This is a genomic window from Massilia cellulosiltytica (assembly GCF_047325105.1).
In the GTDB taxonomy this organism is placed as follows: Bacteria; Pseudomonadota; Gammaproteobacteria; order Burkholderiales; family Burkholderiaceae_D; genus Telluria; species Telluria orientalis.
Map to the genome: position 1 here is coordinate 6,560,836 of NZ_CP168562.1, position 14,367 is coordinate 6,575,202.

Here is a 14,367-nt window from a genome sequence, read left to right on the forward strand (position 1 = left end):
AGAAGCGAAGATCACTCGCCGTCGCCATGATGCTGCTCGACCGAAGCCGCAGCATTCTGCTGGTCTTCCATCGCCTGCAGCTCGGCAGCCATGTTGGCCTTCTCCTGCTGCAGCAGCGCTGCGCGCTCTTCGGCTTCCCACGCTTCTTTCTCCTTGCGGGCGCGGTGGAATGCCAGACCGGTACCGCCCGGGATCAGGCGGCCGACGATGACGTTTTCCTTCAGGCCGCGCAGACCGTCGCGCTTGCCCATGATCGCCGCTTCGGTCAGCACGCGGGTGGTTTCCTGGAACGATGCGGCCGAGATGAACGAGTCGGTCGACAGCGATGCCTTGGTAATACCCAGCAGCACGTTTTCGTAGGTCGCCGGCAGCTTGCCTGCGGCCGTCACGCGGTCGTTCTCTTCCAGCAGTTCCGAACGCTCCACCTGCTCGCCGACGATGTAGTCGGTGTCGCCGGCTTCGACGATCTGAACACGACGCAGCATCTGGCGAACGATCACCTCGATGTGCTTGTCGTTGATCTTCACGCCCTGCAGACGGTACACGTCCTGCACTTCGTCGACGATGTAGCGGGCCAGCGCTTCGATACCCAGCAGGCGCAGGATGTCTTGCGGATCGGCCGGGCCGTCCACGATCATCTCGCCCTTGTTCACCACCTGGCCGTCGTGCACCAGCACTTGCTTGTCCTTCGTGATCAGGAACTCGTGCTTGTTGCCGTCCATGTCGGTGATTTCCAGGCGCTGTTTGCCCTTGGTCTCTTTACCGAATGCGACCGTACCAGTGACTTCCGCCAGCATGCCGGCATCTTTCGGCGAACGGGCTTCGAACAGCTCGGCAACGCGCGGCAGACCACCGGTAATGTCACGGGTCTTCTGCGATTCGGTCGGGATACGTGCAAGCACTTCACCCACCGACACTTGCTGGCCATCCTTCACCATGATCAGCGCGCCGACCTGGAAGCCGATCGTCACGGCGTGCTCGGTGCCGGCGATCTTGACTTCCTGGCCTTCGGCGTTGAGCAGCTTGACCTGCGGACGATTGACCTTGCCCGAACCGCGGCGTTTCGGGTCGATCGCGACCAGGGTCGACAGGCCGGTCACGTCGTCCACCTGGCGAGCGACGGTGACGCCCTCTTCCACGTTCTCGAACTTGATCGTACCGGCGTACTCGGTGATGATCGGACGGGTCAGCGGGTCCCACGTTGCCAGCGGCAGGCCGGCTTTCACCACCATGCCGTCCTGGACAGCCAGGGTCGCGCCGTACGGCACCTTGTGACGCTCGCGCTCGCGGCCGTGGTCGTCCGTGATCAGCACTTCGCCCGAACGCGAAATGACGATCTGGGCGCCCTTGCCGTTGGTCACGTAACGCATGGTCGCCGTGAAGCGGACCGTACCGTTCGACTTGGCTTCCACCGACGATGCCACCGCCGCACGCGATGCCGCACCACCGATGTGGAACGTACGCATGGTCAGCTGGGTACCCGGCTCACCGATCGACTGTGCTGCCACCACACCGACGGCTTCGCCGGAGTTGACCAGCATGCCGCGGCCCAGGTCACGGCCATAGCACTTCGCGCACAGGCCGTAACGGGTGTCGCAGTTCAGCGGCGTGCGGACCTTGACTTCGTCGATGCCCAGACGCTCGATCTCTTCGACCATGTCTTCGTCCAGCAGCGTGCCGGCTTCGTACAGGGTCGCCTGCGTTTCCGGATTGACGACGTCGGTACCGGTCACGCGGCCGAGGATACGGTCGCGCAGGGCTTCGATCACTTCACCGCCTTCGACCATCGCCTTCATGTGCGTGCCGTTGGAGGTGCCGCAATCGTCTTCCGTCACGACCAGATCCTGCGTCACGTCGACCAGACGACGGGTCAGGTAACCCGAGTTTGCCGTCTTCAGCGCGGTGTCGGCCAGACCTTTACGGGCGCCGTGCGTCGAGATGAAGTACTGCAGAACGTTCAGGCCTTCGCGGAAGTTCGCGGTAATCGGCGTTTCGATAATCGAGCCGTCCGGCTTCGCCATCAGGCCGCGCATACCGGCCAGCTGGCGGATCTGGGCTGCGGAACCACGGGCGCCCGAGTCGGCCATCATGTAGATGGCGTTGAACGACTCTTGCGTGCCCTGGGTGCCGTCGCGCTTCGTGACCGGCTCGACTTTCAGCTGGTCCATCATCGCCTTGCCCACTTCGTCCGAGGTCTTGCCCCAGATGTCGACGACCTTGTTGTAACGCTCGCCGGCGGTGACCAGACCCGAGGCGTACTGCTGCTCGATCTGCTTCACTTCCGCTTCGGCGGTCGAGATCATGGTCTTCTTGACGTCCGGGATCAGCATGTCGTCGACGGCGATCGAGATACCGGCGCGCGTTGCGAGACGGAAGCCCGACTGCATCAGCTTGTCGGCGAACACGACGGTCGCACGCAGGCCGCACTTGCGGAACGACGTGTTGATCAGCTTCGAGATTTCCTTCTTCTTCAGCGCGCGGTTCAGCACCGAGAACGGCAGGCCTTTCGGCAGGATCTCGGACAGGATCGCACGGCCGACCGTGGTCTCGTAGCGGGTCAGCGTCTGGTCGAAACCGCCTTCGGCGTTGCGCGGGAATTCCACGATACGCACGGTGATGCGGGTCGCCAGTTCGACTTCCTTGTTGTCGTACGCGCGGATGACTTCCGACACGTCGGGGAACAGCATGCCTTCGCCCTTGGCGTTGATCGCCTCGCGGGTCGCGTAGTACAGACCCAGCACGATATCCTGGGACGGCACGATCGACGGTTCGCCGTTCGACGGGAACAGGATGTTGTTCGACGCCAGCATCAGCGTACGCGCTTCCATCTGTGCTTCGATCGACAGCGGGACGTGGACTGCCATCTGGTCACCGTCGAAGTCGGCGTTGAACGCCGCGCAGACCAGCGGGTGCAGCTGGATCGCTTTACCTTCGATCAGGACCGGCTCGAACGCCTGGATACCGAGACGGTGCAGCGTCGGCGCACGGTTCAGCATCACCGGGTGTTCCTTGATGACTTCTTCCAGGATGTCCCAGACGACCGGTTCCTGCTGCTCGACGAGCTTCTTCGCAGCCTTGATGGTCGTTGCCAGACCCATCAACTCCAACTTGTTGAAGATAAAGGGTTTAAACAGCTCGAGAGCCATCAGCTTCGGCAGACCGCACTGGTGCAGTTTCAGCTGCGGACCCACCACGATGACCGAACGGCCCGAGTAGTCGACGCGCTTGCCCAGCAGGTTCTGACGGAAGCGGCCGCCCTTACCCTTGATCATTTCAGCCAGCGACTTCAGCGGACGCTTGTTGGCGCCGGTCATCGCCTTGCCGCGACGGCCGTTGTCCAGCAGCGAGTCCACGGCTTCCTGCAGCATGCGCTTCTCGTTACGCGTAATGATTTCCGGCGCGCGCAGTTCCATCAGGCGCTTCAGGCGGTTATTACGGTTGATGACGCGGCGATACAGGTCGTTCAGGTCGGACGTGGCGAAACGGCCGCCATCCAGCGGGACGAGCGGACGCAGCTCCGGCGGCAGGACCGGGAGCACTTCCATGATCATCCATTCCGGCTTGATGCCCGAACGCTGGAACGCCTCGAGCACTTTCAGGCGCTTGGCGTATTTCTTGATCTTGGCTTCCGACTTCGACTCTTTGAGTTCGACGCGCAGGGCTTCGGCTTCGCGGTCGATGTCGATCGAGCGCAGCAGTTCACGGATGCCTTCGGCGCCCATGAATGCGGTGAAGTCGTCGCCGTACTCTTCGTACTTGGCGGCGTAGTCGTCTTCCGACATGATCTGGCACTTCTTCAGCGGGGTCATGCCCGGATCGGTCACGACGTATGCTTCGAAGTACAGGACGCGTTCGATATCGCGCAGCGTCATGTCCAGGACCATGCCCAGGCGCGACGGCAGCGATTTCAGGAACCAGATGTGCGCGACCGGCGAGGCCAGCTCGATGTGGCCCATGCGCTCACGACGGACTTTCGCCAGGGTGACTTCGACGCCGCACTTCTCGCAGATGACGCCGCGGTGCTTCAGGCGCTTGTACTTGCCGCACAGGCATTCGTAGTCCTTGATCGGACCAAAGATTTTCGCGCAAAACAGGCCATCACGTTCCGGCTTGAACGTACGGTAGTTGATGGTCTCCGGCTTCTTGACTTCGCCGAACGACCACGAACGGATTTTCTCGGGCGACGCCAGGCCAATCTTGATGGCGTCGAAGCTCTCGTTTTGCTGAACTTGCTTGAATAGATCGAGCAGTGCTTTCATTTATCACTCCGGGTGATTGAATTCTGTACCTACTACTACCGCCAGCTTCTCACTGATTTTCGCCAGTGCTTGCTGGAACCACATTCCTTAAAACCGTCATCCCCGCGCAGGCGGGGATCCAAGTTTTTCGGCGATTCACCGAACTCAGGTTCCCGCCTGCGCGGGAACGACGATGTTGGGGTCGCGGGCCAGCCCGAAGGCTGGCGGCCGTGCTGCTGTCTTAGCTGCGCTCGAGATCGATGTCGATACCCAGCGAGCGGATTTCCTTCACCAGCACGTTGAACGATTCCGGCATACCCGCGTCGATCACGTGGTCGCCCTTGACCAGGTTCTCGTACACTTTGGTACGGCCGTTCACGTCGTCCGACTTGACGGTCAGCATTTCCTGCAGCACGTACGATGCGCCGTACGCTTCCAGTGCCCACACCTCCATCTCACCGAAGCGCTGGCCGCCGAACTGGGCTTTACCGCCCAGCGGCTGCTGCGTCACCAGCGAGTACGGACCGGTCGAGCGGGCGTGCATCTTGTCGTCGACCAGGTGGTGCAGCTTCAGCATGTGCATGAAGCCCACGGTCACCTTGCGCTCGAATGCTTCGCCGGTGCGGCCGTCGTACATCGTGACCTGGTTCTTCGACGGGGTCATGCCCAGGTGGGCCGCGATCTCGTCCGGGAAAGCCAGATCCAGCATGCGGCGGATCTCTTCTTCGTGGGCACCGTCGAACACCGGGGTCGCGAACGGCACGCCGTTCTTGAGGTTGTTCGCCAGCTCGACGATTTCCTGGTCGCTGAAGTTGTCCAGGTCTTCCTTCTTGCCCGTTTCGTTGTAGATCTTGCCCAGGAACGCGCGCAGTTGCTCGGTCTCGGCCTTGGCCTTGATCATTTCGCCCAGGCGCAGACCCAGGCCTTTCGCTGCCCAACCCAGGTGGGTTTCCAGGATCTGACCGACGTTCATACGCGACGGAACGCCCAGCGGGTTCAGCACGACGTCGGCCGGCGTACCGTCGGCCATGAACGGCATGTCTTCCACCGGCACGATACGCGAGACCACACCCTTGTTACCGTGGCGGCCTGCCATCTTGTCGCCCGACTGCAGGCGGCGCTTGACGGCCAGGTAGACCTTGACCATTTTCTGCACGCCCGGCTGCAGCTCGTCGCCCTGCGTGAGCTTCTTGCGCTTCTCTTCGAACGCCAGGTCGAACTGGTGACGCTTCTCGTTGATCGACTCCTTCATCGCCTCCAGTGCGTTGGCGGTTTCGTCGTCGGCCGGACGGATGTCGAACCAGTGGAACTTGTCCAGGTCGTCCAGGTAGGCCTTGTCGATCACGGCACCCTTCGCCAGCTTCTTCGGACCGCCGTTGACGGTCTTGCCGACGAGCAGACGCTCCAGACGCTGGAACGCGTCGCCTTCGACGATACGCAGCTGGTCGTTCAGGTCCAGGCGGAAGCGCTTCAGCTCGTCGTCGATGATCTGCTGGGCGCGCTTGTCGCGCACGATGCCTTCACGGGTGAACACCTGCACGTCGATCACGGTACCGACCATGCCCGACGGCACGCGCAGCGACGTGTCCTTCACGTCCGACGCTTTTTCACCGAAGATCGCGCGCAGCAGCTTCTCTTCCGGCGTCAGCTGGGTTTCGCCCTTCGGCGTCACCTTACCGACCAGCACGTCACCGGCCTGCACTTCGGCGCCGATGTAGACGATGCCCGACTCGTCCAGGCGAGCCAGCTGGTTTTCCGCCAGGTTCGAGATGTCGCGGGTGATTTCTTCAGGGCCCAGCTTCGTGTCGCGTGCGACGACCGACAGTTCCTCGATGTGGATCGAGGTGTAGCGGTCATCCTTGACGACGTTTTCCGAGATCAGGATCGAGTCCTCGAAGTTCAGGCCGTTCCACGGCATGAACGCCACCAGCATGTTCTGGCCCAGTGCCAGTTCGCCCAGGTCGGTGGAGGCGCCGTCGGCGATGACGTCGCCGCGTGCCACGCGATCGCCCACTTTCACGATCGGACGCTGGTTGATGTTGGTGTTCTGGTTCGAACGGGTGTACTTGATCAGGTTGTAGATGTCGACACCGACTTCGCCAGCCTGCGCTTCTTCGTCGTTCACGCGGATCACCACGCGGCCGGCGTCGACGTAATCGACGATACCGCCACGGGTCGCCTGCACGGTCGTGCCCGAGTCCACCGCCACGGTGCGCTCGATGCCGGTACCGACGAAGGCTTTCTCCGGACGCAGGCAAGGCACGGCCTGGCGCTGCATGTTGGCGCCCATCAGTGCACGGTTCGCGTCATCGTGCTCGAGGAACGGAATCAGCGATGCCGCCACCGACACGATCTGGCCCGGGGCCACGTCCATGTACTGGATGCGTTCCGGCGACACGAGGATGGTCTCGCCCGCTTCACGTGCCGAGACCAGCTCGTCGACCAACTGGCCTTCTGCGTTGATCTGCGCGTTCGCCTGGGCGATGATGTAGCGACCTTCTTCGATCGCCGACAGGTATTCGATCTTGTCGGTGACTTTCGAACCTTCGACCTTGCGGTACGGGGTTTCCAGGAAGCCGTATTCGTTCAGGCGGGCAAACAGTGCCAGCGAGTTGATCAGGCCGATGTTCGGGCCTTCAGGCGTTTCGATCGGGCAGACGCGGCCGTAGTGGGTCGGGTGCACGTCGCGGACTTCGAAGCCGGCGCGCTCGCGGGTCAGGCCGCCCGGGCCCAGTGCGGAGACACGGCGTTTGTGCGTGATTTCCGACAGCGGGTTGGTCTGGTCCATGAACTGCGACAGCTGCGACGAACCGAAGAATTCGCGGATCGCGGCCGAGATCGGCTTGCTGTTGATCAGGTCGTGCGGCATCAGGTTGTCCGCTTCGGCCTGGCCGAGGCGTTCCTTGACGGCGCGCTCAACACGCACGAGGCCGGCGCGGAACTGGTTTTCGGCCAGTTCGCCCACGCAACGCACGCGGCGGTTACCCAGGTGGTCGATGTCGTCGACTTCGCCGCGGCCATTGCGCAGCTCGACCAGGATCTTGATCACGGCCAGGATGTCTTCGTTCGACAGGGTCATGTCGCCGACCAGTTCGTCACGGCCGATGCGGCGGTTGAACTTCATGCGGCCCACGGCCGACAGGTCGTAGCGTTCCGGGCTGTAGAACAGGCCGTGGAACAGCGCTTCCACCGATTCTTCGGTCGGCGGTTCGCCAGGACGCATCATGCGATAGATCGCCACGCGGGCAGCGGTCTGGTCGGCGGTGTCGTCGGTGCGCAGCGTCTGCGAAATGTAGGCGCCCTGGTCCAGGTCGTTGGTGTACAGCGTCTGGATCGCGTCGATGTTGGCGTCGCGCAGCTTGCCCAGCAGCTCGTCGGTCAGCTCGTCGTTGGCGTTGGCGATGATCTCGCCGGTGTCGCCGTCGACGACGTTCTTCGCCAGCACGCGGCCGACCAGGTAGTCTTCCGGCACCGAGATGTGCGTAATGCCGGCGTTTTCGACGTCGCGCACGTTCTTGGCGTTGATGCGCTTGTCCTTCGTGACCAGCGTCTTGCCGGTTTTCGGATCGACGATGTCGAAGCGCGCGACTTCACCGCGCAGGCGCTCGGCCACGAATTCCAGTTCCGCGCCTTCCGAGCGCAGGTTGAAGTTGTCGAACACGAAGAAGTTCGCGAGGATCTGCTCCGGCGTCATGCCGATGGCTTTCAGCAGGATCGTCACCGGCATCTTGCGGCGGCGGTCGACGCGGAAGAACAGGATGTCCTTCGGGTCGAACTCGAAGTCCAGCCACGAGCCGCGGTAAGGAATGATACGTGCCGAGAACAGCAGCTTGCCCGACGAGTGCGTCTTGCCGCGGTCGTGCTCGAAGAACACGCCCGGCGAACGGTGCAGCTGCGAGACGATCACGCGCTCGGTGCCGTTGATCACGAACGAACCGTTGGCGGTCATGAGCGGCAGTTCGCCCATGTACACTTCCTGTTCCTTCATTTCCTTCACGACCGGCTTGGTCGGCGATTCCTTGTCCAGGATCACCAGGCGCACCTTGGCGCGCAGCGGCGACGCGAAGGTCAGGCCGCGTTGTTGGCATTCCTTGACGTCGAAAGCGGGGTCACCCAGCACGTAGGAGAGGAACTCGAGGCGCGCAAAACCGTTGTGCGACACGATCGGGAAGATGGAGGTGAAAGCCGATTGCAGACCTTCGTTCTTGCGTACGGAGGGCCCTGCATCCGCTTGCAGGAAATTCTCGTAAGACTCCAGCTGCGTAGCGAGGAGGTAGGGAACGTTGTGAACGTTGGCGCGCTTCGCGAACGACTTGCGAATGCGTTTCTTCTCAGTAAATGAGTAGTGCATGGACACTCCGTGAGTGACAGAAAGGATGAGAATTCAGGAATTGCCAGTGGTTAAGCCACCACATGCAAGGCCTCAAATCTCGCCGCATTCCGCCGGGTGATTGGGAACCGGTGCTGCTGTGTTACGATAATGCTGTGCTGCGGTACTTCTGAAACAGGGGTATTCCGTATTTTGTCGTAGGGACGACAAAAGAGCCAAAGCCGCATACCCCACCTTCCGGCGGGGATCTGCGCGCTTTGACTCCGGCGCGGGGCGCTGATTCAGCGCCCTTTGCATATGTATTACTTGAGCTCGGCCTTGGCGCCAGCTTCTTCCAGCTTCTTCTTGGCGGCTTCAGCGTCAGCTTTCGGCAGGGCTTCCTTGACGGTCTTCGGTGCGCCATCAACGACGTCCTTGGCTTCTTTCAGGCCCAGGCCGGTGATTTCGCGGACGGCCTTGATGACGCCGACCTTGTTCGCGCCGACTTCGGTCAGGACGACGTTGAATTCGGTCTGCTCTTCAGCAGCCGGTGCAGCGGCGCCGCCGCCAGCTGCCGGTGCGGCCATTGCAGCTGCCGACACGCCGAACTTCTCTTCGAATGCCTTGACCAGGTCGTTCAGTTCCATGACCGACATTGCGCCAACTGCGTCCAGGAACTCTTCTTTGCTAATTGCCATTTGAAACTCCAAATATTTGATTGTGATTAGTACTTGACCAAAAAGGCTTGCTTATTCTGCTGCTGCGGCTTCTGCCGGAGCTGCGGAACCTTCGCCTTTTTGTGCTGCGATTGCAGCCAGAACTCGTGCAAAGCCGGACACCGGAGCCTGCATGACGCCCAGCAGCTGGGCGATGAGGACTTCACGGCTCGGGATGCTTGCCAGCGCGTTGACGCCAGCGACATCCAGGTTCTTGCCAGCGTAGTTACCGCCCTTGACCACCAGTTTGTCGTTGGTCTTCGAGAAGTCGCTGAGCACCTTGGCGGCTGCCACGGCGTCGTCCGAGATCGAGTAGATCAGCGGACCAACCATGGTCTCAGCCAGCGGTGCGAACTGGGTGCCTTCCACAGCGCGACGAGCCAGCGTGTTCTTCAGAACACGCAGGTACACGCCCTGCGAACGAGCATTTGCACGGAGTTTCGTCAGAGCACTAACCTGGATGCCACGGTACTCGGCGACGACGATGGTTTGCGCGGTTGCTACTTTCGCGCTAACTTCTTCGACGACGACCTTTTTGTCATTCAGATTAAGACCCACGGTCAATCTCCTTAAATGATGTGAGGGACGTCCCCCGCATCGGTTCGAACACGGCGTCCGAAGTTAAGAAGTACGACAAAGCATCGACTACAAAACTTGTTCGGGTTCGCCATCTGCGTTGGGTTTGCTTTTTAACCTCTTGCCTGCCTGCTGCATTCGGCCCAACGGTCTTTGATTGCCTGGCGGGGTTCAGTCCGCCAGCCCAAAGATCCGCCCCGCGATGAAACTGCAGGGACTAAAACTTGGATCCCCGCCTTCGCGGGGAGTCGTTCTCGGCAGTGCCGAGAAGGACGAGAACAAGTTCTCGTCGCTTTATTCTTTACTTAAGCAGCCAGGGTAGCGTGATCGACACGCACGCCAGCGCCCATGGTCGACGAGATCGCGACCTTGCGCAGGTAGATACCCTTCGACGAAGCCGGCTTGGCCTTGTTCAGGGCGTCGATCAGCGCGACCAGGTTGGTCTTCAGCTGTTCGTCGCTGAACGACTTGCGGCCGATCGTGGCGTGGATGATACCTGCCTTGTCGGTACGGTACTGGACCTGACCGGCCTTGGCGTTGCGCACGGCGCCAGCCACGTCCGGGGTCACGGTGCCGACTTTCGGGTTCGGCATCAGGCCGCGCGGGCCCAGGATCTGGCCCAGGGTACCGACGATACGCATGGTGTCCGGCGAAGCGATCACGACGTCGAACGGCATGTCGCCGGCCTTGACGCGCTCTGCCAGGTCTTCCATACCGACGATGTCGGCGCCGGCAGCTTTAGCCTGCTCGGCCTTGTCGCCTTGTGCGAAGACGGCGACACGCACGGTCTTGCCGGTACCAGCCGGCAGGACGACGGAACCGCGGACGACCTGGTCCGACTTCTTCGGATCCACGCCCAGTTGCACGGCGACGTCGATCGACTCGTTGAACTTGGCGGTTGCGAATTCTTTGACGATTGCAACGGCGTTGTCGAAAGCGTAGGCCTTGTTACGGTCGACCTTGGCTTTGATTTCTTTGACGCGCTTGGACAGCTTGGCCATATTAGATACCCTCCACCGTGATGCCCATCGAACGTGCCGAGCCGGCCACGACGCGCACAGCAGCGTCCAGGTCAGCGGCGGTCAGGTCCGGCTGCTTGATTTTTGCGATTTCTTCAGCCTGGGCACGGGTCAGCGTGCCGACCTTGTCGGTATGCGGCTTCGGCGAACCTTTGGTGACGCCCGACAGCTTCTTGATCAGGTACGTTGCCGGCGGGGTCTTCATCTCGAAGGTGAACGACTTGTCCGCGAAGGCGGTGATCACGACCGGAATCGGCATGCCCGGTTCCATGCCTTGAGTCTTGGCATTGAAGGCCTTGCAGAATTCCATGATGTTCAGACCGCGCTGGCCGAGGGCCGGGCCGATCGGAGGGGACGGGTTTGCTTTACCAGCCGGCACTTGCAGCTTGATAAAACCGACGATTTTCTTTGCCATGATTGGCTCCTTTGTCGATTATGAGTGGTAGCGCTCCACCTGGCGCCCCGATCAAGCTACTGCGCGTTGCATTTTCGATCTGCGATGCTCGCTGTACATTCGTACAGCTGCGCTTCTCGATCAAAACTGCCGCCGCTCGCTACGCTTTCTCGGAGTGCCTTTTAGTCAGGCGGAGCTCCTCTTATCGGATTCCGCCTTGCTGCTGCGACGCTCCGATTCGGCGTTTTAGACTTTCTCTACCTGCCCGAACTCCAGTTCCACCGGAGTCGCGCGGCCGAAGATGGTGACAGACACACGCACCTTCGATTTTTCGTAGTTGACTTCCTCGACAGAGCCGTTGAAGTCGGTGAACGGGCCTTCCTTGATACGCACCTGCTCGCCCACTTCGTACAGCACTTTGGGCCGCGGCTTCTCGACACCTTCCTGGACCTGCTGCATGATCTTGTCGATCTCGCGCGTCGGAATCGGCGTCGGCTTGTTGCTCTTGCCGCCGATGAAGCCGGTGACTTTCGGCGTGTTCTTCACGAGGTGCCAGGTCTCGTCGGTCATTTCCATCTCGACCAGCACATAACCCGGGAAGAAGCGACGCTCGGTCACTGATTTGCTGCCATTCTTGACTTCGACCACTTCTTCGGTCGGAACCAGGATACGGCCGAATTGTTCCTGCATGCCGCCGCGCTCGATGCGGTCGGTCAGGCCGCGCATCACGCTCTTCTCCATGCCGGAGTAGACATGCACGACGTACCAGCGCTTGTTGCTGACCGGAGTACTCAGCGGCGCATCAGCGTCTTGTGCCGGAACGCCGGCCGCCGGGACTTCACCCGGCACGTTGTCAGCGTTTTCGCTCATTATTATTTCCACCCCAGGATCACGTCGTACATCAGAAATTCAAGAATCTTATCCGTGCCCCACAGGAAAATTGCCATCACCAGCACGAACCCGAACACCACGGCGGTGATCTGGGTCGCTTCCTTGCGGGTAGGCCATACAACCTTCTTCGTTTCACGTACGGATTCCTTCGCGAAGCTCAGGAAATCGCGACCGGTCGCGGAAGTCCACAACAGCAGGACGGCAATAGCCAAACCAGCCACGAGTGCGCCTGCGCACATCAGGGCTGGTTTGTTCTGGCCTTTCAGAATGAAAAAGCCGACCACGCCTGCAATCGTAGCAACCACTGCCAGCGCGACCTTGAACTTGTCGTTCGAGGTGCCGACGGTTTGCACGGATTGATTAGACATACTTAATTTACTTTCGGGTGCCTGGCACCGAATTCGGTGGCAGGGGCGGAGGGCATCGAACCCCCAACCTTCGGTTTTGGAGACCGACGCTCTGCCAATTGAGCTACGCCCCTACAAAAACTTCTAGTTGAATCGAGCATTATACGCTACTTGGGTATTTCGCGCAACACTCTATTGTTGGGCGGAACAGAATCGTTCCGCCCGGAGGTACAGCAGTATTACTTAGGCGATGATCTTGGCAACCACGCCGGCGCCGACGGTACGGCCGCCTTCGCGGATTGCGAAGCGCAGACCTTCTTCCATCGCGATCGGAGCGATCAGCTTGACGGTGATCGACACGTTGTCGCCCGGCATGACCATCTCTTTGTCGGCCGGCAGAACGATAGAGCCGGTCACGTCAGTCGTACGGAAGTAGAACTGCGGACGGTAGTTGTTGAAGAACGGGGTGTGACGGCCACCTTCGTCCTTCGACAGGACGTACACTTCGCCCGTGAAGTCGGTGTGCGGCTTGATCGAACCCGGCTTGGCCAGAACCTGGCCACGCTGGACGTCTTCACGCTTGGTACCGCGCAGCAGCAGGCCGACGTTGTCGCCAGCTTGACCCTGGTCCAGCAGCTTGCGGAACATTTCCACGCCGGTGCAGGTGGTCTTGACCGTATCGACGATACCGACGATTTCGATCTCTTCGCCGACCTTGATGATGCCGCGCTCGACACGACCGGTCACCACGGTACCGCGGCCCGAGATCGAGAACACGTCTTCCACCGGCATCAGGAAGGCGCCGTCAACGGCACGTTCCGGGGTCGGGATGTAGGTGTCCAGAGCTTCAGCCAGGCGGATGATGCAGTCTTCGCCCATTTCGCCCTGCTGGCCTTCCAGCGCCATACGAGCCGAACCCTTGATGATCGGCAGGTCGTCGCCCGGGAACTCGTACTTCGACAGCAGTTCGCGCACTTCCATTTCGACCAGTTCCAGCAGTTCTGCGTCGTCGACCAGGTCGCACTTGTTCAGGAACACGATGATGTACGGAACACCCACCTGGCGAGCCAGCAGGATGTGTTCGCGGGTCTGCGGCATCGGGCCGTCAGCAGCGGAGCACACCAGGATCGCGCCGTCCATCTGCGCTGCGCCGGTGATCATGTTCTTGATGTAGTCGGCGTGGCCCGGGCAGTCGACGTGTGCGTAGTGGCGGTTGGCCGTTTCGTACTCGACGTGCGCGGTGTTGATGGTGATGCCGCGTGCTTTTTCTTCCGGAGCCGCGTCGATCTGGTCGTACGCCTTGGCTTCGCCGCCGAATTTCTTCGACAGAACGGTTGCGATTGCCGCCGTCAGGGTGGTTTTGCCGTGGTCAACGTGACCGATGGTGCCGACGTTCACGTGCGGCTTGGTCCGTTCGAATTTTTCCTTTGCCATTCTAGACTCCTAAGATCCTAACGATATTGAAAATTACCAGGCACACCTGACGGTCGAAACAGCCGACAGCCGTTTAAATTCTGGTGCCCTTGACGTGGATTGAACACGTGGCCTCTCCCTTACCAAGGGAGTGCTCTACCACTGAGCTACAAGGGCTGATTTGAAACTGGAGCGGGTGAAGGGAATCGAACCCTCGTCATAAGCTTGGAAGGCTTCAGCTCTACCATTGAGCTACACCCGCGAGGTACCACCCATTCGATTCACTACACGATCAACGCTATTGGTGGTGGGGGCTGGATTCGAACCAGCGTACTCAGAGAGGGCAGATTTACAGTCTGCTGCCTTTAACCACTCGGCCACCCCACCGCGAAGAACCGCAGAGTATGAAGCAAGATAACAACTTCGTCAACTGTTTTTGCTTGTACTGATCAAACTCAAACAGT

Annotated in this window: 9 protein-coding genes and 4 tRNA genes; all 13 read right to left on the minus strand. The window is 60.6% G+C overall.

Annotation, left to right across the window (positions count from 1 at the left end; all coding sequences use genetic code 11):
* Positions 1-11: 11 nt before the first annotated feature.
* The 13 genes from rpoC to ACEN9H_RS28880 all read right to left on the minus strand — a co-directional run bounded on the left by rpoC (position 12) and on the right by ACEN9H_RS28880 (position 14,290).
* The gene (rpoC, locus tag ACEN9H_RS28820; protein WP_056128704.1) at positions 12-4,259 is read right to left on the minus strand and encodes a DNA-directed RNA polymerase subunit beta'; all 4,248 of its coding nucleotides are present in this window, start codon (positions 4,257-4,259) and stop codon (positions 12-14) included.
* Positions 4,260-4,479: 220 nt separating this feature from the next.
* Positions 4,480-8,589 (minus strand): DNA-directed RNA polymerase subunit beta, encoded by a 4,110-nt coding sequence (gene rpoB / locus ACEN9H_RS28825; RefSeq protein ID WP_413672970.1) that lies wholly within the window; start codon positions 8,587-8,589, stop codon positions 4,480-4,482.
* 281 nt (positions 8,590-8,870) lie between these two features.
* A complete protein-coding gene (rplL, locus tag ACEN9H_RS28830) occupies positions 8,871-9,245 on the minus strand; it encodes a 50S ribosomal protein L7/L12 (RefSeq protein WP_056128709.1) in 375 nt (124 codons plus the stop codon).
* Between the two features lie 51 nt (positions 9,246-9,296).
* Positions 9,297-9,821 carry a 50S ribosomal protein L10 gene (gene rplJ / locus ACEN9H_RS28835; protein WP_075794183.1) on the minus strand — a complete coding sequence of 175 codons (525 nt, stop codon included), beginning with the start codon at positions 9,819-9,821 and terminating at the stop codon, positions 9,297-9,299.
* A 323-nt stretch (positions 9,822-10,144) separates the two neighbouring features.
* Positions 10,145-10,840, minus strand: coding sequence for a 50S ribosomal protein L1 (gene rplA, locus ACEN9H_RS28840; protein ID WP_056128713.1), 696 nt, complete (start codon positions 10,838-10,840; stop codon positions 10,145-10,147).
* 1 nt (position 10,841) lies between these two features.
* A complete protein-coding gene (rplK, locus tag ACEN9H_RS28845) occupies positions 10,842-11,273 on the minus strand; it encodes a 50S ribosomal protein L11 (RefSeq protein WP_056128716.1) in 432 nt (143 codons plus the stop codon).
* Between the two features lie 225 nt (positions 11,274-11,498).
* Entirely contained in the window at positions 11,499-12,122 is a 624-nt protein-coding gene (nusG, locus tag ACEN9H_RS28850; RefSeq protein WP_229412144.1) for a transcription termination/antitermination protein NusG, read from the minus strand.
* Positions 12,123-12,124: 2 nt separating this feature from the next.
* Positions 12,125-12,511 (minus strand): preprotein translocase subunit SecE, encoded by a 387-nt coding sequence (secE, locus tag ACEN9H_RS28855; protein ID WP_056128720.1) that lies wholly within the window; start codon positions 12,509-12,511, stop codon positions 12,125-12,127.
* A 37-nt stretch (positions 12,512-12,548) separates the two neighbouring features.
* Positions 12,549-12,624 (minus strand) — tRNA-Trp (locus ACEN9H_RS28860).
* A gap of 109 nt (positions 12,625-12,733) precedes the next feature.
* The gene (gene tuf / locus ACEN9H_RS28865; protein WP_160406738.1) at positions 12,734-13,924 is read right to left on the minus strand and encodes an elongation factor Tu; all 1,191 of its coding nucleotides are present in this window, start codon (positions 13,922-13,924) and stop codon (positions 12,734-12,736) included.
* 81 nt (positions 13,925-14,005) lie between these two features.
* A tRNA-Thr gene (locus ACEN9H_RS28870) sits at positions 14,006-14,080 on the minus strand.
* An 11-nt stretch (positions 14,081-14,091) separates the two neighbouring features.
* Positions 14,092-14,165, minus strand: a tRNA-Gly gene (locus tag ACEN9H_RS28875).
* Between the two features lie 40 nt (positions 14,166-14,205).
* Positions 14,206-14,290 (minus strand) — tRNA-Tyr (locus ACEN9H_RS28880).
* Between the last annotated feature and the right edge of the window lie 77 nt (positions 14,291-14,367).